General features: G+C 63.4%; 17 protein-coding genes. 10 read left to right on the forward strand and 7 right to left on the reverse strand.

The genetic code is table 11. From position 1 onward, the window contains the following. Nucleotides 1-15: 15 nt before the first annotated feature. Nucleotides 16-981, forward strand: a complete 966-nt coding sequence (locus E0H22_RS06955; protein WP_233024919.1) for an alpha/beta hydrolase family protein — start codon at nucleotides 16-18, stop codon at nucleotides 979-981. Nucleotides 982-1,188: 207 nt separating this feature from the next. Here E0H22_RS06955 and E0H22_RS06960 read toward each other — a convergent pair whose 3' ends face one another. Beyond that, a complete protein-coding gene (locus E0H22_RS06960; RefSeq protein WP_233024920.1) occupies nucleotides 1,189-1,575 on the reverse strand; it encodes a tautomerase family protein in 387 nt (128 codons plus the stop codon). 286 nt (nucleotides 1,576-1,861) lie between these two features. Here E0H22_RS06960 and E0H22_RS06965 point away from each other — a divergent pair, with 286 nt between their 5' ends. From E0H22_RS06965 to E0H22_RS06975, 3 genes are read left to right on the forward strand one after another with little or no spacing between them, the layout of a single operon-like run. Beyond that, the gene (locus E0H22_RS06965; RefSeq protein WP_233024921.1) at nucleotides 1,862-2,614 is read left to right on the forward strand and encodes a gluconate 2-dehydrogenase subunit 3 family protein; all 753 of its coding nucleotides are present in this window, start codon (nucleotides 1,862-1,864) and stop codon (nucleotides 2,612-2,614) included. Nucleotides 2,615-2,617: 3 nt separating this feature from the next. Next, on the forward strand, nucleotides 2,618-4,381 hold the full coding sequence (locus E0H22_RS06970; RefSeq protein ID WP_233024922.1) for a GMC family oxidoreductase: 1,764 nt from the start codon (nucleotides 2,618-2,620) through the stop codon (nucleotides 4,379-4,381). A gap of 8 nt (nucleotides 4,382-4,389) precedes the next feature. Next, a complete protein-coding gene (locus tag E0H22_RS06975) occupies nucleotides 4,390-5,619 on the forward strand; it encodes a c-type cytochrome (RefSeq protein WP_233024923.1) in 1,230 nt (409 codons plus the stop codon). Between the two features lie 723 nt (nucleotides 5,620-6,342). Here E0H22_RS06975 and uvrB read toward each other — a convergent pair. Then, a complete protein-coding gene (gene uvrB / locus E0H22_RS06980) occupies nucleotides 6,343-9,267 on the reverse strand; it encodes an excinuclease ABC subunit UvrB (protein WP_233024924.1) in 2,925 nt (974 codons plus the stop codon). 291 nt (nucleotides 9,268-9,558) lie between these two features. Between uvrB and E0H22_RS06985 the strand changes: the two genes are divergently transcribed. From E0H22_RS06985 to E0H22_RS07000, 4 genes are all read left to right on the forward strand, one after another. After that, complete coding sequence (locus tag E0H22_RS06985) at nucleotides 9,559-10,764, forward strand: hypothetical protein (protein ID WP_233024925.1); 1,206 nt, start codon at nucleotides 9,559-9,561, stop codon at nucleotides 10,762-10,764. Between the two features lie 152 nt (nucleotides 10,765-10,916). Next, entirely contained in the window at nucleotides 10,917-11,627 is a 711-nt protein-coding gene (locus tag E0H22_RS06990; RefSeq protein ID WP_233024926.1) for a glutathione S-transferase N-terminal domain-containing protein, read from the forward strand. Nucleotides 11,628-11,786: 159 nt separating this feature from the next. Next, nucleotides 11,787-12,482 carry a glutathione S-transferase family protein gene (locus tag E0H22_RS06995; protein WP_233024927.1) on the forward strand — a complete coding sequence of 232 codons (696 nt, stop codon included), beginning with the start codon at nucleotides 11,787-11,789 and terminating at the stop codon, nucleotides 12,480-12,482. A 93-nt stretch (nucleotides 12,483-12,575) separates the two neighbouring features. Continuing rightward, a complete protein-coding gene (locus tag E0H22_RS07000) occupies nucleotides 12,576-14,054 on the forward strand; it encodes a sensor domain-containing diguanylate cyclase (RefSeq protein WP_233024928.1) in 1,479 nt (492 codons plus the stop codon). A gap of 59 nt (nucleotides 14,055-14,113) precedes the next feature. On the opposite strand, the gene E0H22_RS07005 is transcribed toward E0H22_RS07000, so the two are convergent. Together E0H22_RS07005 and E0H22_RS07010 are read right to left on the reverse strand one after the other, a co-directional pair. Continuing rightward, nucleotides 14,114-16,126 carry a lytic transglycosylase domain-containing protein gene (locus tag E0H22_RS07005; protein WP_233024929.1) on the reverse strand — a complete coding sequence of 671 codons (2,013 nt, stop codon included), beginning with the start codon at nucleotides 16,124-16,126 and terminating at the stop codon, nucleotides 14,114-14,116. A gap of 241 nt (nucleotides 16,127-16,367) precedes the next feature. Then, a complete protein-coding gene (locus E0H22_RS07010) occupies nucleotides 16,368-16,592 on the reverse strand; it encodes a cysteine-rich CWC family protein (protein ID WP_430715225.1) in 225 nt (74 codons plus the stop codon). A 115-nt stretch (nucleotides 16,593-16,707) separates the two neighbouring features. Here E0H22_RS07010 and E0H22_RS07015 point away from each other — a divergent pair, with 115 nt between their 5' ends. Then, complete coding sequence (locus tag E0H22_RS07015; RefSeq protein WP_233024931.1) at nucleotides 16,708-18,174, forward strand: DUF1800 domain-containing protein; 1,467 nt, start codon at nucleotides 16,708-16,710, stop codon at nucleotides 18,172-18,174. Further along, nucleotides 18,171-19,394 (forward strand): DUF1501 domain-containing protein, encoded by a 1,224-nt coding sequence (locus E0H22_RS07020; protein WP_233024932.1) that lies wholly within the window; start codon nucleotides 18,171-18,173, stop codon nucleotides 19,392-19,394. The genes E0H22_RS07015 and E0H22_RS07020 overlap by 4 nt, the downstream gene beginning before the upstream one ends. A 45-nt stretch (nucleotides 19,395-19,439) precedes the next feature. Here E0H22_RS07020 and E0H22_RS07025 read toward each other — a convergent pair whose 3' ends face one another. The 3 genes from E0H22_RS07025 to E0H22_RS07035 form a co-directional block, all read right to left on the reverse strand. Continuing rightward, entirely contained in the window at nucleotides 19,440-20,381 is a 942-nt protein-coding gene (locus tag E0H22_RS07025) for an aldo/keto reductase (protein ID WP_233024933.1), read from the reverse strand. Between the two features lie 219 nt (nucleotides 20,382-20,600). Further along, the gene (gene olsA / locus E0H22_RS07030; protein ID WP_233024934.1) at nucleotides 20,601-21,437 is read right to left on the reverse strand and encodes a lyso-ornithine lipid O-acyltransferase; all 837 of its coding nucleotides are present in this window, start codon (nucleotides 21,435-21,437) and stop codon (nucleotides 20,601-20,603) included. A gap of 190 nt (nucleotides 21,438-21,627) precedes the next feature. Next, a complete protein-coding gene (locus E0H22_RS07035; RefSeq protein ID WP_430715226.1) occupies nucleotides 21,628-22,221 on the reverse strand; it encodes a PAS-domain containing protein in 594 nt (197 codons plus the stop codon). Between the last annotated feature and the right edge of the window lie 155 nt (nucleotides 22,222-22,376).

Below are 22,376 nucleotides of genomic sequence, written 5' to 3' on the forward strand. Positions count from 1 at the left end.
GCTTGGGAGACTTCCTTGCGCAAAGCATTTTGGTCTTTAGTTGTTGTGTTGTCTTGCTTGGCTTCTTCCGCCGACGCTGCTGGCATTCAGCTTTTCAACCATGGCCCTAACTTAACGGGTGCGATCTGGTATCCGTGCGCGGCCAAACCGAAAGATGTGCAGCTCGGCGGCCTGGGGGTGGGCGTCGACTATGGTCTCATCGGGGTGAAGGATTGCCCTGTGACTGGCGCAAAGCTGCCGCTGGTCATCATTTCCCATGGCTATGTCGGATGGTTTGGCGGGCACCATGACACGGCAGCTGCGCTAGCGGATGCCGGATTCGTTGTCGCGGCAATCAATCATCCGGGCGATAACGCGAACGATTCCTCGAAAAAAGACGATCTGTCATCTTTCGTGCTGCGTCCGACAGACATGGTCCGTCTGCTCGACTTCATGCTTCAAGCCTGGACAGATCGGGCCGTCATCGATCCCGCGAAAATTGGTCTGTTCGGATTTTCCAAGGGAGGCTACACCGGTCTGGCACTGATCGGTGCTGCACCGGACTTCGGCCGTTATGCGCGCGGTTGCACGAATGCCTCGAAATTCTGTGAGCAACTGAGAGGCGGCGACATTCCTACTTTGGCGCAGGATGCGCGCATTCGCGCCGCTGTGATCGCTGATCCGATACCGGGCTTCTTTACGCAATCCAATCTGGCTGCGATCAGGATTCCGGTACAGTTCTGGCGAGCGGAGATCGGAATCGGGATTATTGATCCGGAGGGCACGGCGCGGGTTGCCCGTGCGCTACCGGGAAAGCCGGAGATTCGCAGCGTGCCTGCCAGCCACTTTGCGTTCCTAGCGCCATGCTCGCCGCAACTCAGGGCCGCGCTGCCTCGCATCTGCACCGACACGCCCGCGGAATTTGACAGGTTGGCGTTTCATCGCGAATTCAATGAGAGCGTTGCGCGGTTCTTCCTTGAGCGACTGGCCGACGATAACTGACGGCAACCGCCAAGGCTTTGGCGGATAAGTCGGGTTCTGGTCGATAGGCGCTGCCGCGGGAACTCGGTCGCTACAGGACCAGAGTGATCAGCGGTCATCGGTCCATGCCCTCGCTCGAGCGAGCCTCATCAGCTTACCTGGTAAGGCTTCAACTAGGTCGTGAATCCATAAATCGGAAACTGCCGAAATGGACGGGCAACGGTTAGCTCAAACATTGATTTTGAAACCCAAATCGATCTCGCTCGCAGGCTTTCCACGCAAGCCCCAATTGACGGGGTCGCTCTCTATAAGGACCGTTTTGATATCGGACGCAGGCACGTCGAAGGCAGAAAGCTCATCAACGATTGCTTGATAGAGCCGGCGCTTGGCCTCGACCGACCTGCCTGAGAATAGTTTGATTTCGATGACGATATAGCATGGCCCCTTGTTCGGCGGCGCAATCATCGCGTCGTCATCGAACTCTTGCAAGAATATGCATCTATCGTCGTCAGGGATCTGCAATCCTGCGATCAAGGCACGCTGAACGGCCTCAATCAGCTCGCGCCTTCTAACACCAATCCAGCCACGTCGTGTCTCTATCCGCGTCGATGGCATCTGCCTCTCCAACCTGGTCAGAGTATGACTTTGACTACAGCGGTGGGGTCCGCAATGGCTTGAGAGCCGCCTGACGACTTTCATGGTGCGCGACAAGCCATGATCTGATTCAGCATCGGTATGAGCCGATATGATCCGGACGCCATTAGAAGCGTGCAAGTGCCGGCGCGTCGCGTGCATGCAAGCGGGAATTCCATGCCTCGCAACTTTGTGATTGCCTCCGTGTTGACCTGCGTCAATCTGTCATGTGCAAGGTTGGAATGATTATAATTCGGAAAACCTGACGATGACCGACCGTCTCCGGGAAGTGCAGCTGTCCCGGCGCTCGCTGCTCGCATCCACAGCGGCGCTTCTCGTCGCAGGCGCAACATCTGCGCGTGCGCGTACGCTGTCCGGTGCAATGCCGTGGGAAAAAGGCACGGCATCGCCGCCTGTTCCGGTTCGTCCTGGCCCCTGGCAATTCTTCACTGCCGACGAAGCCGCTGCGGTCGAAGCGATCGTCGATCGCCTGATCCCGGCCGACGACCTCGGCCCTGGTGGAAAGGACGCTGGCTGCGCCGTCTATCTCGACCGCCAGCTCGCCGGTCCCTATGGCCGCAGCGAAGGCCTCTATATGCGGCCGCCATTCATGAACGGCACGCCCGGCCAGGGCTATCAGGGCGCCGATGCGCCGGCCACGCGCTATCGCAAGGGACTCGCCGCCATCGCCGATTACGTGAAAGCGAATTTCGGCGGCAAGGTGTTTCGCGATCTGTCACCCGCCGAGCAGGACAAGGTGCTCACCGATATCGAGAAAGGCACCGCGAAGCTCAAGGACGTCAATGGCGTCAGCTTCTTCTCGCTGCTGCTGCAGACGACGCAGGAAGGTTTCTTCGCGGATCCGATCTATGGCGGCAATCGCGACATGGCGGGCTGGAAGCTCGTCGGATTCCCGGGCGCCCGCTACGACTTCCGCGACTGGGTCGAACGCTACAACGAAAAATATCCCCTGCCGCCGGTGAGCATCATGGGCCGCGCCGACTGGACAGTGAAAGACTAAGCGATGGCACGCAAACTTCCCCGCAAAGACGTTGTCGTCGTCGGTCTCGGCTGGACCGGCTCGATCCTTTCCTACGAACTCGCCAAGCAGGGTCTCGATGTCGTCGCCATCGAGCGCGGCCCGTGGCGCGATACGGCCTCGGATTTCCCGCCGGGCTATGGACAGGACGAGCTGCGCTATGGCGTGCGCCTCGACATGTTCCTGCGGCCGGAGCAGGAGACGCTCACCGTTCGCAACAAGATGAGCGAGACGGCGCTGCCGGTGCGCAAGTTTGCCGGCTTTCTGCCGGGCAACGGCGTCGGCGGTGCAGGCCTGCACTGGAACGGACAGACCTGGCGCTTCCTGCCCAGCGACTTCAATCTGCGCACGCATATCACCGAGCGCTACGGCGCCAGCAAGATTCCGGAGGACATGACGATCCAGGACTGGCCCGTCACCTATGACGAGCTGGAGCCCTATTACGATCGCTTCGAGAAACTGGCCGGCATTTCCGGCAAGGCCGGCAATCTCAACGGCAAGATCCAGCCGGGCGGCAATCCGTTCGAAGGCTGGCGCAGTTCCGAATATCCGACGCCGCCGCTGAAGCAGAATTACGGTTCGGCGCTGTTTGCCGAAGCTGCGAAGAAGATGGGCTATGCGCCGTTCCCGCGCCCGTCCGGCAATATCAGCGAGGGCTACACCAATCCGCTCGGCGTCACCATGGGGCAGTGCACCTATTGCGGTTTCTGCGAGCGCTTCGGCTGCGGCAACTACTCGAAGTCCTCGCCGCAGGTCTGCGTGCTGCCGGCCTTGATGCGGCTCCCGAACTTTGCAGTGCAGACCGAGTCCGAAGTCACCCGGATCAATCTCGACAACACCGGCAAGAAAGCGACCGGCGTGACCTATGTGGATACGTCGGGCGAGGAGTGGGAGCAGCCCGCCGATCTCGTGCTGGTCTGCGCCTTCTCGCTGTTCAATGTCCGGCTGCTTCTGCTGTCCGGCATCGGAGCGCCTTACGACCCACAGTCAGGCAAAGGCGTCGTCGGACGCAACTACGCCTATCAGACCACCTCGGGCGTGTCCGTGATCCTGAAGGACAAGGTGCTCAACAATTTCATCGCCACCGGCTCGGGCGGCATGATGATCGACGAGTTCAACGGCGACAATTTCGATCATAAGGATCTCGACTTCATCGGTGGCGGCTATATCGGCTCGGGCCAGACAGGTGCGCGCCCGATCACCACGCGGCCGGTGCCGAAGGGCACGCCGCGCTGGGGTTCGCAGTGGAAGAAGGCCACCGCGGAGACCTATAACCGGGCCTACAACATCGGCACCCATGGCAGTTCCTACAGCTACAGGGACTGCTATCTCGATCTCGATCCGACCTATAAGGACCGGCTCGGCCGGCCGCTGATGCGCATGACGTTCGATTTCCACGACAACGAAATCAAGATGTCGCAGTTTCTCACCGACAAGACCGCCGAGATCATGAAGACGCTCGATCCGGTGGAACTGACGGCGAGCCCGCGCAAGGGACCGTGGAATTCCACCATCTACCAGACCACGCACAACACCGGCGGCACGGTGATGGGCAACGATCCGAAGGACTCGGTGGTCAATCGTTATTGCCAGAGCTGGGACGTGTCCAACGTGTTCGTGCCCGGCGGCGCTTCGGTGTTTCCGCAGAACGCCGGCTACAATCCGACGGGCACCGTCGGCGCGCTCGCTTACTGGACCGCGGATGCGATCAAGAATCGCTATCTGAAGAATCCCGGCCCGCTGGTTTGAGAGCGCACATGATGAAACGCTCCCTCCTTGTTTCCGTCGTCCTCTCGCTGTCCTTCGCCGGCGCCGCGCGCGCGCAGGAAGATCCCAAGGGCTATGACCGCGTCGAGAAGGGCCGCTATCTGTCGGTGCTCGGCGATTGCGCCGGTTGTCACACCGCACCCGGCGGCAAGCCATTTGCCGGCGGCCTCGCGCTGGACACGCCGTTCGGCAGATTGCTCGCGCCGAACATCACGCCCGATCCGGAAACCGGCATCGGCAGGATGAGCGACAGCGATTTCGTCGCCGCGCTGCATGAGGGCCGCGGTCATAACGGTCGCCGGCTTTACCCGGCGATGCCCTATCCGGCCTACACGAAAATGTCGCGCGACGACGTGCTGGCGCTGCGCTCCTATTTCAGGACGGTGCAGCCGGTGAGCAACGCGGTCGAGCCGAACCAGCTGCCGTTCCCGTTCAATATCCGCCTGTCGATGGCGTTCTGGAACTGGCTCAATTTCACGCCGGGCCGTTTCCAGCCAAACCCGCAAAAATCCGACGAATGGAATCGCGGCGCCTATCTCGTCGAAGGGCCCGCGCATTGCGGCACCTGCCACACGCCGAAGACGGCGCTCGGCGGCGACAAGACCAGCGTGGCGCTGTCCGGCGCGACGCTGCAGGGCTGGTTTGCGCCTGATATCACGGCCAACAATCACAAGGGCATCGGCGCGTGGACGAAAGAAGAGCTCGTCGCCTATCTGAAAACCGGCGCCAACAAACATACACTGGCCTCGGGGCCGATGGCCGAAGCGATCACGAATTCGACCTCGCAGATGTCGGATGAGGACCTCAACGCCATCGCCGCCTATCTGAAGGACAGCAGGCCGAGCGACGGCAGCAAGCCGCAGGCGCTTGCGGCCGGCGATGCAACGATGCGCGCCGGCGCCGCGATCTACAAGGATGCCTGCGCCGCCTGCCACAAGGATAACGGCTCCGGCGAGACGCATCTGTTTCCGAAGCTCGCGGGGAGCGCCATCGTGCAGTCCGACGATCCGGCGACGCTGGCGCATGTCGTGCTGAACGGCGCGCGTGCCGTCGGCACCGCCGGCGCTCCGACCGCGCCGGCGATGCCGGGCTTCGACTGGCGCCTGAGCGATGCGCAGATCGCCGCCGTGCTCACTTACATTCGCAACAGCTGGGGCAATGCCGCGCCGGCCGTCGCTGCGAGCGCGGTGAAAAGCCAGCGGGAATCGTCGGCGCATTGATCGTCGTTATTGTGACTCGATAGAACCGTGTCCCGGGCGCGCTGCAGCGTCAGGCGATGCGCCGCATCGCCGCCAACGCTGCTGCGCAGAACCGGGACCGTGCAAAGCTCGGTGTTTGTTGCGGTCCCGGCTCTGAAGCGGCACTTGCGGCGAAGCTTCGCTTCGCCTGAGCGCCGCATCGCGTCCGGGACACGATGTCATCGCTGCAAGGCGTCCGGCCTTTTGCATGATGCATGGGCTGGCTTCCTGAGGGGCAGTTATCTGATCGCCAACTGGAAGTCTAAACTGAGCAGTTTCTATGCTCGTCTTTCCGTTGAACGCCTCACTCCCATACCCCGCGCTCGCGGTGGCAGCATTCGAGGCCGTTGAGTTTGGCGGCTGTTCAATACTGACCACCATAGCGCCATGTTTTCGGGCATTCTTCCGTCCCGACGCGCGTTCTCGCTGCATATGGGGATCAGCGAGCGCCATGGCGGAGCGGCGGGTTCAGCCCCCGCCCGCCGTGGTCGCGTGGCCGAAGCTCGTTCCAGCGGATAGAACATGGCTCTTGTCCCGGGCGCGCTGCAGCGTGCAAACGCTGCTGCGCAGAACCGGGACCTTCATAAGCTTCGGAGTTCGATAAGGTCCCGGCTCTGCGAAGCAGCACGTCGCGCCGCATCGCGTCCGGGACAAGAATTCCGACTTTGCAGATCGATGTCTATCGTAAGCGAGCCGCCGTTCGGCTCACTTCTTCTTCCAGCCACCCCGCCGCCCCGGTGCGCCCGCGCTTGATCGCGGTGCGGGTCCGAATTCGGGGCCGGACTCGCGGCTGTTGGTCGGCTGGAAGATTTTGCTCTCCATGCCCGGGCCCATTTCATCCAGCGTCGGCTTGCGCGCCTTGCTGGCAAACTTGCCACGGGCCTTGCCTTGCGCGGCCTTGTCGAGACGGGCCGGCAGGTTTGCGGCATCGCCGTATTTCTTCGCGCCCTGATAGGCGCCGCCACGCGCGGCGACCCCGCGCTGCTTGATGGTGGGATCGTCCACGACGGCAAGCTCCGTGGCGCGCAGGCGTTTCACCTCGTCGCGGAGGCGGGCGGCTTCCTCGAAGTTCAGGTCGGCGGCGGCCTCGCGCATGCGGGTTTCGAGATCGGCCAGCACCGTCTCGAAATTATGGCCGATGGCGATGGCGTCGTCGGCCATGCCGCCGTCGCCGATCTCGACCAGCACGCGGTCGCCCTCATAGACGGAGTTGAGGATGTCGCCGATGGACTTCTTCACGCTCTCCGGCGTGATGCCGTTGGCGACATTGTATTCGACCTGCTTCTCGCGGCGCCGGTTGGTCTCGGCCATCGCGCGCTCCATGGAGCCGGTGACCTGATCGGCATAGAGGATGACGCGGCCGTCGACGTTGCGCGCGGCGCGGCCGATGGTCTGGATCAGCGAGGTTTCCGAACGCAGGAAGCCTTCCTTGTCGGCATCGAGAATGGCGACGAGGGCGCATTCGGGAATGTCGAGGCCTTCGCGGAGCAGGTTGATGCCGACCAGCGCGTCGAAGGCACCCAAGCGAAGATCGCGGATGATCTCGATGCGCTCGATGGTGTCGATGTCGCTGTGCATGTAGCGCACGCGAATGCCCTGTTCGTGCAGGAATTCGGTGAGGTCTTCGGCCATGCGCTTGGTCAGCACGGTGATCAGCGAGCGATAGCCCGCCGCCGCGGTGGCGCGGACTTCGCCGAGGAGATCGTCGACCTGCGTACGCGCGGGGCGGATGTCCACGGGCGGATCGACCAGGCCGGTGGGGCGAATGACCTGTTCGGCGAACACGCCGCCGCTTTCCTGCAGCTCCCAGCCGGACGGCGTTGCCGACACCGCCACGGTCTGCGGACGCATCATGTCCCATTCCTCGAAGCGGAGCGGTCGGTTGTCCATGCAGGAGGGCAGGCGGAAGCCGTATTCCGCCAGCGTCGCCTTGCGGCGGAAGTCGCCCTTGAACATGGCGCCGATCTGCGGAATCGAGACGTGGCTCTCGTCGGCGAAGACGAGGGCGTTGTCCGGGACATATTCGAACAGGGTCGGCGGCGGCTCGCCCGGCCGGCGGCCGGTGAGATAGCGCGAATAGTTCTCGATGCCGGCGCAGGAGCCGGTGGCTTCCATCATCTCGATGTCGAAGGTGGTGCGCTGTTCGAGGCGCTGGGCCTCGAGCAGGCGGCCCTGATTGTTGAGCTGGTCGAGCCGCCATTTCAGCTCGTCCTTGATGGACTTGATGGCCTGCAGCAGCGTCGGGCGCGGCGTCACATAGTGCGAATTCGCGTAGATCTTCACGAATTCCAGCTCGTCCTGCTTGTGGCCGGTGAGCGGGTCGAACTCCTCGATGTTCTCGACGGTGTCGCCGAACAGGTTGATGCGCCAGGCGCGGTCTTCATAGTGCGCGGGGAAGATGTCGATGACGTCGCCGCGGACGCGGAAGGTGCCGCGGGTGAAATCGTGCTGGGTGCGCTTGTACTGCAGGGCGACGAGATCGGCGATCAGCTGGCGCTGGTCGATGCGCTCGTTCTTCTTCAGCGCGAAGGTCATCGCCGTATAGGTCTCGACCGAGCCGATACCGTAGATGCAGGACACCGAGGCGACGATGATGACGTCGTCGCGCTCCAAGAGGGCGCGCGTGGCGGCGTGGCGCATGCGGTCGATCTGTTCGTTGATCGACGAGTCCTTCTCGATATAGGTGTCGGTGCGCGGGACGTAGGCTTCGGGCTGGTAGTAGTCGTAGTAAGAGACGAAATATTCGACGGCGTTGTCGGGGAAGAAGTTCTTGAACTCGCCATAGAGCTGCGCGGCGAGGGTCTTGTTCGGCGCGAGGATGATCGCGGGCCTTTGCGTGGCCTCGATCACTTTCGCCATCGTGTAGGTCTTGCCGGAGCCGGTGACGCCGAGCAGCACCTGCGTGCGCTCGTTACGGTCGATGCCCTCGACCAGCTCCTTGATCGCCGTCGGCTGGTCGCCTTTCGGCTCATAGGCCGATTTCAGCGCGAAGCGGACGCCGCCTTCGGATTTGTCCGGGCGCGGCGGGCGATGCGGCGTCCACACATGGCCGCTGCCGTCCTTCTTGCGGAATTCCGGTCGGCCGTCGCGGATCAGCGCTTCCAGCGCGTCGGCGGTGGCGCGGACCCCGAGCGCTTCCATCTTGTTGCGCACGGGGCGGGCGAGTGTCGTGTCCTCGTCGTCCTCCGCCGTGGGCAGGCCGAGCTGCTTCGCGAGTTCCGGATCGAGCGTCGGGATCGAGGCCGAGGTGCCGTAATTGGCCTGTGGCGCTTCCTCCAGACCTTTCTGCTCGCTCAACCGCGGCGCATAGGGCGCGACCACCGGCTGCGGATAAGGCTGCAGCGGCGTCGGGCGCGGCGTGTCGTCGCCCTCGAAACTTTTCGGGGTGGATTTGCGGGCGCGATGCACTGCGGCCTCGCCGCCGGAGCGGCGGTCGCGCGAATTGTCCGGCGGCGGCTGCAGGCCGGTGCCCGAGCCCATGCCGGCATCGCCGCGATTGATGGCGGGATTGAGCAGTTCCGCCAGCGCCGGCCCGATCGGCTTGACGTCGGGACGTCCCGCACCGGGCTTCGCCTTGGGAGTCTTGGTCGATCTTGCGGGCTTTTTCGGAGTGTCGGGTTTTTTCGCCATGGCCGGAATATGGGGCGAGTCCCGGGCGGATGAAAGGTCGGCCCGCTTGTCGGCGGGGGCTCGATAGCGACTAAGCACGTGTTTTGCTTCGCTGCGCGACCGCGCGAGCTGGACGATAGGCCTGCCGCTTGTTGCCTCCCGCGCAACGTTGCGGCGTAATCGATCGTCGCTTCCCGATTGATGTGGATAAGGTCTTAGAAAATTGCCGCCCGATAGAAAGCAACTTCTGGATGTTTCGGGAATCTGGCGAGTTCCGCTGATTACAAATCCAGAGATTGCTTGGGGGCGATCATGTTTTCAGGAATGGCAACGCGCATATTTGCGCGAATGATAGCGCTTTGTCTGGTGGCGTCGTTATTGGTCGGGTGTGCTGAGGTTGATCGGCGCGGCGGTGTCGCCGATCAAATTCAAGACTATCTTTTCAAGGCCGACAGCAAATCGCATCGTCTGTTGCGGTCATATCTTCTGGTCGGCGTATTGTTGGCGGTAGCGCAGCGCCAAGGCGTCAACGATGTCGACCGTACTGCCATTAAAGGTGCGCTGGAAGGCGCGCTAAGCGTGGCTAACGAGGCATTTAGTTGCCTGTATCCCGGCACCTTCGAGAGTAACTATGAAGGGCATCCGCCGGAACTGGAGATCATCGACTGGACGGTACAACCCGCGGTGCTGACATCGACCCATCAGTTACCGAAATGGTGCCAGTTCTTCGACGAGAAGATGGCGCGGCTTGACCATGCGATCTTTCGGCTTGCAACAGTGACGCTGTTCGGCGTTCGAGATCGAGACCAGTTCGTTGAAATTCGAGATCGCATGATCGGTCGGGTGCCGGTCCTGAGCGATACCCTGAAGGCTGCCATATCTGCCAATCGCGTCGTCAATCAGACCACCACATTGATCGACGACCTGCTTAATCTCAGTTTTGCGAGTCTTGGCCCGGTCACGACGTTGTTGCCGCTTTACCGCGACGCGCTCGAACTGAATTCGTGGATCATTGTCGACTCCATGGCGATGGCCTGCGTCGTGACGCGCGGCGAGACATCGATGGTGCTGCCTGCTGCTCCGGCGTCAGGAGTGCTCGATTTCGATCGCAACAATCCATGCGACGCTTATCGTTACGCGGTGCTGATGGCGGCGGAAGGAAATGCCGAGCCGGCCGCGCTCAGGGCTTTCATCACCTATATGTATCAGGTGCCCGTAAGGGTGGAGGCCTATCGGCCGCACTTCTACGTTGTCAGCCGGTTGATCGGCAGGTCGTGCCTTTCGGTTCTAGGCAAGGAACAGTGCGATACCGCGCTCACCTATGCCCTGGAGAAATCCGCGCTCTACATCAACAACGCCTACAGCCAGCCGCGCGGAAAGATCATCGCGTCGCTTTTCCCAGGTTCGATGATTGCGTCAAACCGGCCGAAACCCACGCGAACCGTGCGCCGTCCGGCGACCGACCCTGTAGCTACCGGTACCATCACGCCCGCGCCGGCCGCGCCCTCGGCGCGCTAGCCGTTGTCGCTGCCGACCATGTCGCGCGCCCGGCACATCATTCTCGGTGTGCAGGGCGGCGTTGCGTTTTGTCGTCCCGTGGCGATTGACTTGTCAGGAGCCTTCTGGCGGACTTGTGGTGAAACAGTCTATCAGCCACGCAGGGCCGCCGCATGATCGACCTCTACTACTGGTCCACCCCGAACGGTCACAAGATCACGATCTTTCTCGAAGAGACAGGGCTGCCCTACAAGATGATCCCGGTGAACATCGGCAAGGGCGATCAGTTCAAGCCGGAGTTCCTGGCGATCGCGCCGAACAACAGGATCCCGGCGTTGGTGGACCATGATCCGAAAGGTGGCGGCAAGCCGGTTTCGGTTTTCGAGTCCGGCGCCATGCTGCTCTATCTCGCCGAAAAGACCGGCCGGTTCCTGTCGGCCGATCTCCATGCGCGCTACGACACCATCCAGTGGGTGTTCTGGCAGATGGGTGGGCTCGGACCCATGGCCGGGCAGAACCACCACTTCCGCAACTACGCGCAGGAAAAGATCACCTACGCCATCGATCGCTATGTCAACGAGACCAACCGACTCTACGGTGTGCTCAACAAGCGGCTCGCGGATCGTGATTTCATCGCTGGCGAATATTCCATCGCCGACATGGCGAGCTATCCGTGGATCGTGCCGTTCAAGAATCAGGGGCAGGATATCGACGACTTTCCGCATCTCAAGCATTGGCTGGAGCGGATCGCGCAGCGCCCGGCGGTGCAGCGCGCTTATGCGGTGGCAAAACAGGTCAATCCGAATTTCGGTCAGCCGCCGGCCAAGACCGACGAGGAGCGCAAGATCCTGTTCGGGCAGACATCGCGTGTGGTGAAGGACTGATCGAACGGATCGGGCCAGCCTGTCCTCTCCCGCAAAAGCGAAAGTTTCCGTTGGCGCCGCGGCGTCGGTGCTGTCACTGCTGTCTGCGTCTGCCGGATCGCCCGACAAGCCAGGCGAGAACAACGGAGAGCGCAGCGAAGAACATCGATCGGAGAGCATATGACCCTGCAATTGTTCGAACTCGTCGGTACCGAGGAGAATCGGCCCTTTAGCCCCTATTGCTGGCGCACGCGCATGGCGCTCGCGCATAAGGAACTCGAGGCGATCTCGATTCCGTGGCGCTTTACCGAGAAGGAGGCGATCGCCCGGCACAAATCCGAGAAGGTGCCGGTGCTGCTCGATGGCGAGCGTGCGATCAACGACTCATGGAGCATCGCGACCTATCTCGAGGACGCTTATCCGGATCGCCCGTCGCTGTTTGGCGGTGACGGCGGTCGGGCTATGGGGCGAATGATCAACTGGTGGGGCGATGCCGTGATGATTCCCGGCATGGTCTCGCTCATCATCCTGGATATCTACAACCACCTGAGCCCCATCGATCAGGCGTATTTTCGGGAGACACGCGAAGCGCGGTTCAAAAAGACTCTGGAAGAAGCTTCCGCGACCCGCGACAGGGACGTGGAGACATTTCGCAAATCGCTCGATCCGGTCAGGCTCACGCTCCGCTCGCAGCCGTTTCTCGGCGGCGAGCAGCCGAACTATGCCGATTATATCGTGTTCGGTCCGTTCCAATGGGCGCGTGCGATCTCCGGATTTCAGCTTTTGCAGCCGAACGACGCGATCTATGTCTGGCGCGAGAAATTGCTTGATGCATTTGGTGGCATGGCGCGGAAGTCGGCAGGTTACGACGTATAGTCATTGCAATGATGCCGGCACTGTTGTTCCTTCGCAGGGGGAGTTGCATTAAAACGCACTGCTTGTTCACACGAATCCAATTGCCAGGTCGCCATGTCTTTTCAACCTATCGATGACGACTCCGCCATGTTCGATCTCGCGCCGGTGTCGTTGTGGATCGAGGATTTCAGCGATGTGAAGGCGCTGTTCCAGCAATGGCAGGAGCAGGGCGTCGACGACATGGAGACCTTCCTGCTGGCAAATCCGGAGCGGGTGCGTCAATGTTCGCAATCGATCCGCATCATCAAGGTCAACCAGAAGACGCTGTCGATGTTCGGCGCGCGCGACCTCAATCATCTGATGGTCAGTCTCGGTCTGGTGATGCGCGACGACACCTTCAAGAGCCACGTCTCCGAACTGTCGCAGCTGTGGAGCGGCAAGACCGACTTTTCCAGCCACACCGTCAATTACACGCTGAAAGGCGACCGTCTCGACGTCCAGCTGCACGGCCGGGTGCTGCCCGGCTACGAGGACAGCTGGAAGCGGGTAATGATCTCCATCGAGGACGTCACCGAGCGCGAGACTGCACGGCGACGCCTCGCCAAGAGCGAGAACTACGCTTTCGGCCTGTTCGCGCATTCGCCCGTGTCACTCTGGGTGGAGGACTTCAGCGGTGTGAAGCGGTTGATCGATGAGGTGCGCGCGCGCGGCGTCGAAGATTTTCGCGTTTTCACCGACGTCCACGAGGAGTTTGTCGAACGCTGCATGAGCGAGATTCGCGTGCTGGACGTCAACAGCCGCACGCTGGAGCTGTTCGGCGCACCCGACAAGCAAACGCTGCTGCTCAGCCTCGCCGAAGTGTTTCGTGACGAGATGGGGCCGCATTTTCGCGAGCAGCTGATCGATCTGTGGGAAGGGCGTCTGTTCCAGCAGCGCGAGGTCGTCAACTATGCGCTGGACGGCACGAAGCTGCATCTTCTCCTGCAATTCTCGGTGCTGCCGGGCTATGAGCGCGACTGGTCCCAGGTCCAGGTCGCGCTTACCGACATCACCGCGCGCAAGAAGGCCGAGGCGTATCTCGAATTTCTCGGCACCCATGACGTGCTCACACGGACCTATAACCGCGCCTTTTTCACCGAAGAGCTCAATCGGCTGGAGCGCAAGCGCAAGGCGTCGCATCCCGTCACCATCATCGTCGCCGATCTGAATGGGCTGAAAGCCGCCAACGACCAGCTCGGTCATGGTGCAGGCGATGCGCTGCTGCGCCGAGCCGGCGAGGTGTTCGGTTCGCTGGTGGAGAAGCCAGCCACCGTGGCGCGCGTCGGCGGCGATGAATTCGCCGTCATCCTGCCGCTGACGGATGAGGCCGGCGGCGATGCGGTGATCGCGACGCTGGAGGAGCTGATCGAGCTCAACAATCAATATTATCCGGACACGCAGCTCACGATGTCGGTAGGTGTTGCCACCAGCGCGACGGGCGAGCAGCTGGTGGATGTGGTGAAGCGCGCCGATATCGAGATGCTGCAGGCCAAGCGCAGCTATTACGAGCATCCGGAGCGCGACCGCCGCAGCCGGACGGCACGCAATCTGTAGCGCCGTCACACCGCGCAGCTGAGCTGTCGCCCAGCTCAGCCTCGCGATCAGTCTTGCGATCAGCTTTGGCGACCGCGCATGTCGGCCTCGATGGCCAGCACCGGGCTGCCGAAGCGGGAGCGATAGACCTGCAGGTTTTCCAGCACGCGCTGCACGTAGTTGCGCGTCTCCGCATAGGGAATGCGCTCGACCCAATCCACGACATCGACATCGGCCTGACGCGGATCGCCGTAGCGCGCGATCCACTGGCGTACGCGCCCGCGCCCGGCATTATAGCCGACAAAGGCAAGGACGTGGTTGCCGTCATAGTCGCTGAGCAGGTTCGCTATCTCGGCCGAACCGAGCTGCAGATTGTAAGCGGGGTCGTTGTGCAGACGCTCGTTGTTGAAGGTGAAGCCCATCCGCCGCGCCAGCGTCTGGCCGGCGGCGGGCGTCACCTGCATATAGCCGGTGGCAAGAGCGCCCGAGGTGATGCGCGGATTGAACGCGCTTTCGGTGCGGGTGATCGCATAGACCAGGCTCTTGTCGGTCTTCGCGCCGATCGGTGCGAAGTCGGGCAGGCCGGTGGCTGGGAAGGCATAGCTGTCGAAAGCGAGACCGCGATTGAGCGCGGCGCGTCCGACCGCCAGCATGGCGCCGGGGTCACGGTGTTTTCGCGCGGATTCGGCGACCATCGCGAGCAGGGCGGTGTCGTTGCTGCGGTGGAGGTCGCCGACGAACGGGACAACGAGGCGACGGTTGCCGCTGGCATAGAGAACTTCGACGGCCCGCACGAGGTCGCGGTTGGCGAGCGTCGTGCGTTGCGCCGGGCTCAGCGCTGGCGGCGTGCGCAGCCGGGTGTGGCGGCAGCCGATCCGGGCGCAAGCGAGCTGGCCGTAATAGGTGGTGCCATGCTGTGAGGCGAGGGCGTAATGCTGCTGCGCCGCCGCGCGATTGCGGCCCGCGTCGGCGGCGCGGCCGAGCCAGTATTGCGCACGCGCCAGCGCCGTGGGGCCGCGGGTGAGGCCGGGAATTTCGTTGAAATGACGTGTGGCCGTTTGCGGATCGCGCAGGAAACGGAGCGCGATCCAGCCCGCCATGAAAGAACGATCGACGCGATAGGTCTCCTTCTCCGGCGCTGCGTCATGCGCGAGACGATAGGCAAGCTTCGCTTGACCGTCGTCGAGGAGCGATCGCACCAACGCGCGGCGTTCCACCCACCAGATGTCAGGGCTGTTGATGACACTGGGATCGCGCGGCGCCGACAGCATCAGTTTGGCGGCTTCACTGTCGCGGCCGCTGCGGCGCAGCCACTGGATACGGGTGAACTGATAGGCGGGATCGCTGCGGACATTTGCCGGCACGGCGGCGAGCAGGGCCGCGGCTTTCGGTTTCTTGCCGATCACGGCGGCGCGTGCGGACACGATGGCGACGGCGCCCGGGCCGAGATGTTTTGCGGCGCGCATCGCGGTGTCGAAATCGTTGGCATAGAGACGGCTGTGCATACGCGCGGCGTGATCGGCTTGCGTCAATCGTGCGCCGAACAGTTTGAGCACCTCGGCCTCGGTGCTCGCCGAGAAGCCGTCGCTGCGCCAGGCGGCGCTGGCAAAGCGAATGGCCCTGCTATCGCCGAGGGAGGCGAGTGCGCGGGCCATCGCCAGCTGCCCGAGGGCCGTGCGCGGTTCACCGCCGGAGAAAAACGTGCGCACGGTCGCGGCATCGGCGCGCTCGATCCACAGCCGCGCCTCCGCGCGCCGCTGCAGCAGCGTCATGCCGGGCCAGGCGGGGTTGGCCCGGATGAATTCGGCGTAGCGCGCGAATTCGTTGTCGCCATCGGAGCGCAGGATCACCCATTCGGTAACCTTGCGGCCAAGCGGATCGCGGATGTGATCGCGTGTCCGCGTCGCGGCGTCGAGCTTGCCCGCGCCAGCGAGACGGGTTGCTTCAGAGATGGTCTTGAGATCGGCATGCGACAGCAGATGCTCTGCGGCATGCGATGCGCGCGCATGGGCGGCCAAGGGGTGGCTGACGACGATGACTGCGACGCTGGCCGGAAGCAGCACGCGCCGGATGGAAACGGGTAGATCGATCACAGGGCTTTCCGATGCAGGCGGACGACATCCGCATGTCTTGCTCTCGCTCAAAGTCGAGGGAAAACCTTCATGAAATGCAAAGCACCGATCGCCGCAGCGTGTGGTGAAGATGGCTGATCTGTAATGTCGCGGGTTGCGTGGAAGATATGGCCGCGTGCGGCGCCGCGGGACGCAACATTTTGCGGTGGTCCATTCGCGCGCAGCGTCGAAATGTCTCGAAGAAATGATGCGCGACGCCTGCTCACATCGACGTCGCGCGGGCGTGCGCCGCGGCGGCCCTGCGCAGGCAGTCGCGGCACAGGCAGTCGCCGCCGGCAGCGGGCATCGGCAGCTTCGCGGGTTCCTCGGCGCACCAGCAATTGCCGAACAGGTCGCAACCGAATTCGGTGCCGCAGGCCTGGCAGGTCAGGCAGCGGCTCTGCGATACCTCGCCGGGCAAGCGGTCCGTTCCTGTCCGATTTGTCATCCAGACGGCCTCAATTTCAGTTCGATCTTCATGCAGCGTTCATCTGCCGCAGTCGTATAGTCGCCCGATATCGCGCGGCCGCATCATAGGCCGGCGATGAAGCGAGGGAAACCCGATGGCCCGCGACCCGCAAGGCGCGCTGATCGCGCTGAATCGTTTCGGCTTTGGCGCCCGGGGCGGCGCATCGGGCGACATCGTCAACGCCGCGTCCGACCCCCGCGGCTATGTGAAGGCGGAGCTCGCGCGTCCGCAGGCGGTCATGCTGGAGCTGCCGGGCCTGCAGACGACACCGGAACTCGCCCAGGCCATGTTCGCCTATCAACTCGAGGTGAAGACGGCACGCGAAGCAGCCGCCAAGGCGCCTGTCGAGCCCGAGAAGAAACCGGAAGCGCCGGCTATGACGGGCAATACGATGATGACGGTGCAGCCCGACGCGGCCAAACCCGCGCCCGTCGCCCAGATGCCGCCGAATGTGGTGCAGAAGACCTTTCGCACGGAGGCGCTGGCACGGATCCAGCGGGCCACCATCGCGGAATGCGGCTTTGTCGAGCGGCTCGTCGTGTTCTGGTCGAATCACTTCTGCATTTCGGCGAACAAGGGCGAGCCGGCACGGATGTGGGCGGGCTCGTTCGAGCGGGAGGCGATCAGGCCGCATGTGCTCGGCAGATTCGCCGACATGGTGAAGGCGGTGGAGCAGCACCCGGCGATGCTGTTCTTCCTCGACAACCAGCAGTCCGTCGGCCCGAACTCGCGCGCCGGACAGAACGGCAAGCGCGGGCTCAACGAAAACCTCGCGCGCGAGATCATGGAACTGCATACGCTGGGTGTCGGCGGCGGTTATACGCAAGCCGATGTGACGTCGCTGGCGCGCATCATCACGGGCTGGACCTTTGCCGGACGCGAAGGAAAGATCGGCACGCCCGGCAGCTTCGCCTTCAATGCCAATGCGCATGAGCCCGGTCCGCAACAACTGCTCGGCAAGACCTATGACGATACCGGCGTCGCCCAGGGCGAGGCGGCGCTCGCCGACATCGCGCGGCATCCCTCGGCGGCGAAGTTCATCGCCCTCAAGCTGGCGCAGCATTTCGTATCGGATGCGCCACCGCCGGCGCTGCTGGCGCGTCTGGAAGGCGTGTTCAGGAAGACCGACGGCGATCTGAAGGCCGTCACGCTGGCGCTGCTGGATTCGAACGAGGCCTGGCAGGCGCCGATCAGTAAGCTGCGGACGCCCTACGAATACCTCATTGCTTCCGGGCGATTGCTTGCGCGCATCCCGGAGGATCCCGGCCGTTACTTCGCGGGCCTGCAGACGCTCGGACAACCGCTCTGGACTCCGTCGGGGCCGAACGGTTTCCCCGACGGCAACGCGGCATGGGCCGTACCGGAAGGCATGAAATTGCGGCTCGATATCGCGGCTCAGGTGTCGTCGCGCATTCCCGACAGCATCGATCCACGCGAATTGCTGGAGGTCGTGGCGGGCGAGGCTGCCTCCACCGAAACGCGCCAGACGATCGCACGCGCGGAGACGCGGCAGCAGGCTTTGGCGCTGCTGCTGATGTCCCCTGAATTCCAGAGGAGATGACGATGGATTGTTGTGAAAGCCGGACGCTCTCTCCGACACGCCGTTCGCTGCTGCTCTCCGGCGCAGCCTTTGCGGCATGGGCCTATCTGCCGAAATTCGCGCGTGCCGCCGACGGCCGCGATCCACGGCTGGTCGTGGTGATCCTGCGCGGCGCTCTCGACGGTCTCGCCACCGTCGCGCCGCTTGGCGATCCCGATTACGCGGGGCTGCATGGATCGATCGCGCTGCTGAAAGACGGACAGAATGCGGCGCTGCCGCTCGATGGTTTCTTCGGCCTGCATCCGGCGATGCCGGAATTCGCGCGGATGTATCGCGACCGGCAGGCGGCGATCGTCCATGCGGTGGCGACGTCCTATCGCGAGCGTTCGCATTTCGATGGGCAGGATGTGCTGGAAAGCGGCTATCCCGGTCCGGGCCGCGTGCAGTCCGGCTGGCTCAACCGGGCCATCGAGGCGCTGCCGCGCGGCGAGCGCGTGGCTGCGGGTCTCGCGGTCGGGCCGACCACGCCGCTGGTGCTGCGCGGTGCAGCGCCGACCGTCGGCTGGGCGCCGGTCGATCTGCCGAATGCAGCGGACGACACGGCGATGCGGCTGCTGCAGCTCTATCGGGATCGCGATCCTGCATTGGCGACCGCGCTGTCGCAGGGGCTGAAGCTCGATAAACTCGCGGTGGGCGACGACATGAAACCGAAAGGCGGCAACCCCATCGTGGCAATGCGCCAGGTCGCACGCGGTGCGGCCAAGCTGATGGCCGCCGATGACGGGCCGCGTGTTGCCGCGCTCGCTTTCGATGGCTGGGATACGCATGCGCAGGAAGGCGGGCCGGTCGGCCGCCTCGCGCAGCTGCTCGGCGGCCTCGATGGCGCGCTGGCCGAATTCCAGAACGGGCTCGGCGCACACTGGCGCGACACCATTGTGGTGGTCGCGACCGAATTCGGCCGTACGGCGAAGATCAACGGCACCGCGGGCACCGATCACGGCACCGGAACGATCGCGCTGCTCGCGGGTGGCGCGGTGAAGGGGGGCCGGGTGATTGCGGACTGGCCGGGACTCGCCAACGGCAAATTGTATGAGGGACGCGATCTCGCGCCGACGACGGATTTGCGCGCGGTGCTGAAGGGCGTGTTGCACGATCATCTCGGCGTCAACGAACGCGCGCTGGCGGAGCGGGTGTTCCCGGACAGCGCGCAGGTGAAGCCGGCGAAGGGATTGGTGGCTTAGTCCCTCCCCAGTCGCTTCGCTCCGGGGAGGGAGAAGAACCGTCCACTAGCCCAGTGTGATCCTGTCAATCTCCGCCATGTCCTCCGCGCTCAGCTTCCAGCTTGCGGCCTTCACATTCTGTTCGATCTGTTCCACGCGCGTCGCGCCGGCGATGACGCTCGCCACCTGCGGCCTCGCCGCGAGCCAGGAGAAGGCGAGTTCGAGCAGCGTGCGGCCGCGCTGCTGCGCGAACAGGTCGAGCTTCGTCGCGATCGCCTCGTTGCGCGGTGTCGCGGAGCGCTCGCGCAAGGCTGGCGCCTTGGCGAAGCGGCTGTCGGCCGGCGGTTCGGCGCCCGGCTTGTATTTGCCGGTGAGCAGGCCATTGGCGAGCGGGAAGAACGGCAGCAGGCCGAGATTGTACTGTTGCGCGGCAGGGAGCAGGTCGCATTCGATGTCGCGGACGACGAGGCTGTATTCGTCCTGAGAGGAGACGAAGGGCGTGACGCCCATCTGGCGCGCGGTGAATTCGGCCTCGGCGATGCGCCAGGCCGGAAAATTCGAATGGCCGATATAACGCACCTTGCCTTGGCGGACGAGATCGTCAAGCGCGCGCAGCGTTTCCTCGATCGGCGTGCGGTCGTCGAATTCGTGCTGCTGATAGAGGTCGATATAATCCGTCTTCAGCCGACGCAGGCTGGCTTCCACGGCGTTCATGATGTAGCGGCGCGAGGCGCCCTGTTTGGTGCCGTCGGTGCTCATCGGCTTGGCGTATTTGGTCGCCAGCACGATGTCCTTGCGGCGATCGCCCAGCACTTCGCCGAGCACCGTCTCTGAGCCGCCCATGCCGGCATAGATGTCCGCGGTGTCGAACAGCGTGATGCCGAGATCGATGGCCTTGTGGATTACCTTTCGCGAGGTCTCGAGATCGGTGCGTTGGCCAAAATTGTTGCAGCCAAGACCGACGGCCGAGACGCGCAGGCCGGAGCGGCCGAGATTGCGGATTTCCATGGGAGTTGCCTTGTGAACGAAGCGAGGGCGCGAACTATTGCGCGGCGCAGGCGAGGCTGCAAGCAGCGGTCGTAGGCGGATGAGACGTAGGGCGGATGAGCCAACGGGGCGCGCGAAGCGCGCCCGTTGATAAACTTCGCGTCATCCGTCGGCCGAGCATGTGTGGCGAAGACCTGCGGCGGATTACGGCTTCGCCTCATCTGCCCTACGGGAGTTCAGTCAGGCAATCGCCGGTGCAGCTTCGGTGGCGGGTGCGGTCTGCACCTTCTTTGGCGGACCGGCGCGTAGCGCCGCCGTGGTCATCTGGCGCACGGCGTTCTCTGCATCGCGGGCGATTCGCTTGCGATCGGCGGATATGTCGTAGGCGACGGCTTCGCCCCAGGTGACGGTGACATCGATGGCGCCGGAGGTCAGGATGCCGACCAGATGCGGGATGAGATCGACGTCGCCGTACCAGGCGATTCGCTGGTGCAGCGCGCGGCCGACCGGAAGGCCGCCAAAGCCGACATAAGCAAGGGACATCGGCTGCACCACGACCTCGTCGTGATGCATGGACTCGCCAAGCGCGTGATGCACGGAGCCGACCAGCGCCGAGCGGAACGGCAGCACGCGGATGCCGTCGCTCGACGTGCCTTCGGCGAACAGGACCACGGCATCACCGGAGACCATGCGGTCGCCGATCTCGCGCGCGGTGGCGCCGGTGCTCTGGCGGCGTTCGCGCTCGACGAAAATGGTACGTTGCATTCTGGCGAGCCAGCCGAACAGCGGCCACTTGGCAATCTCGCTCTTGGCGACGAAAACCACCGGCGTTTTCGCGCCGATGACAAGGATGTCGAGCCAGGAGGCGTGATTGGCGAGGATCAGCAGCGGGGCGGTCCTGCTGCGCTCGCCAACCTCGTGAATGCGGATGCCGATCACCGCGCAGAGCACGGTGTGGAAAATATGCGGGATGACCTGCTGCAGGCGCCAGCCAAAGGCAATGCTAATGAGCTGGAGCGGCGCCAGCAGCACGATCATCGTGAACATCGTGAGGGCGACGGCGACGAGACGGATCATGGACTGCTTATACCGGCGCTGGCTGCTTCAGGCAAAAAGAAGCGGTCCCGGTCAGCGCGGCAACTGACGGAGACCGCTGGGGAAGCAGCCCGTCGGCGACGGGGGGAAGCGACCGGCTGCGCGGAAAACCTAGCTGCAGCGGGTGACACCGCCATGACAGAGTTAACGATCCGCAGTCTGCAACTTGAGCTTATTCCGCCGCGTCCAGCCGGCTGTCGAACACGTCGCCGTCGCGCAGCGCGAGGTAATAGTCCCGGTCGGCCGTGTCGTCGTCATGGCGGATCAGGTCGTTCACCGGCGTGTAACTCAGCATCCGCCCGCCATCGGGCAGCACGGCGCAGCTCAGCCGCAGCACGCGGCCATTGGCGAGGCGCAACGTCTCCGGGGCCGGATTACCGGCGCGGATCTGCTCGATGCGACGGGCGATGAAGTGATCGATCTCGTCGTTGGGGATGGTGTAGGCGTTGGTGTCACGTGCATGATACATCAGCGCGATCAGCGGTGGCTTGCTGTCGGCCTTGGCGTCGGGCAGCGCGAAGTAATCGCGGAAGGCGCGGTTGATGAATTCGGCGCGGGTGTCGGCGTTGAGCAGCACGATACCGATATCGATGCGATCGAGCGCTGCGGTAAGGCGTTCGGCCGTGGCGTGCTGCTGCGCCGCTCGTTGCCGGGCCTGATAGCGTTGGCGGCGCAGGCGAACGGCCAGCGTAATGCCGAGGGCCGCGATCACGACGATTGCGGTCTCTGTTCCCGGACTGAGAAACATGGGCCAGTCGATCTGCATCGGGCTGCACCATTAGCCGTACGAAGGTACTAATCCCACAGTGACGTCTGGTTGCGCCAGCGCCCACCGTTTCCCTGTGTCATCGCTAAAGTGGTGTGGACGACGGCTACGGCATTTTCCCCGTGTTCGCTTCAAATGCTATCGAAGTCGTGGGA

The organism is Rhodopseudomonas boonkerdii (assembly GCF_021184025.1).
GTDB lineage: Bacteria > Pseudomonadota > Alphaproteobacteria > Rhizobiales > Xanthobacteraceae > Tardiphaga > Tardiphaga boonkerdii.

Coding starts and splice junctions, on each gene's coding strand:
- E0H22_RS07035 (WP_430715226.1), bottom strand. CDS start 22,221: ATGCAGATCGACTGGCCCATGTTTCTCAGTCCGGGAACAGAGACCGCA.
- E0H22_RS06965 (WP_233024921.1), top strand. CDS start 1,862: ATGACCGACCGTCTCCGGGAAGTGCAGCTGTCCCGGCGCTCGCTGCTC.
- uvrB (WP_233024924.1), bottom strand. CDS start 9,267: ATGGCGAAAAAACCCGACACTCCGAAAAAGCCCGCAAGATCGACCAAG.
- E0H22_RS06970 (WP_233024922.1), top strand. CDS start 2,618: ATGGCACGCAAACTTCCCCGCAAAGACGTTGTCGTCGTCGGTCTCGGC.
- olsA (WP_233024934.1), bottom strand. CDS start 21,437: ATGATCCGTCTCGTCGCCGTCGCCCTCACGATGTTCACGATGATCGTG.
- E0H22_RS07020 (WP_233024932.1), top strand. CDS start 18,171: ATGACGATGGATTGTTGTGAAAGCCGGACGCTCTCTCCGACACGCCGT.
- E0H22_RS06975 (WP_233024923.1), top strand. CDS start 4,390: ATGATGAAACGCTCCCTCCTTGTTTCCGTCGTCCTCTCGCTGTCCTTC.
- E0H22_RS06995 (WP_233024927.1), top strand. CDS start 11,787: ATGACCCTGCAATTGTTCGAACTCGTCGGTACCGAGGAGAATCGGCCC.
- E0H22_RS07015 (WP_233024931.1), top strand. CDS start 16,708: ATGGCCCGCGACCCGCAAGGCGCGCTGATCGCGCTGAATCGTTTCGGC.
- E0H22_RS06985 (WP_233024925.1), top strand. CDS start 9,559: ATGTTTTCAGGAATGGCAACGCGCATATTTGCGCGAATGATAGCGCTT.
- E0H22_RS07010 (WP_430715225.1), bottom strand. CDS start 16,592: ATGACAAATCGGACAGGAACGGACCGCTTGCCCGGCGAGGTATCGCAG.
- E0H22_RS06960 (WP_233024920.1), bottom strand. CDS start 1,575: ATGCCATCGACGCGGATAGAGACACGACGTGGCTGGATTGGTGTTAGA.
- E0H22_RS07000 (WP_233024928.1), top strand. CDS start 12,576: ATGTCTTTTCAACCTATCGATGACGACTCCGCCATGTTCGATCTCGCG.
- E0H22_RS06990 (WP_233024926.1), top strand. CDS start 10,917: ATGATCGACCTCTACTACTGGTCCACCCCGAACGGTCACAAGATCACG.
- E0H22_RS07025 (WP_233024933.1), bottom strand. CDS start 20,381: ATGGAAATCCGCAATCTCGGCCGCTCCGGCCTGCGCGTCTCGGCCGTC.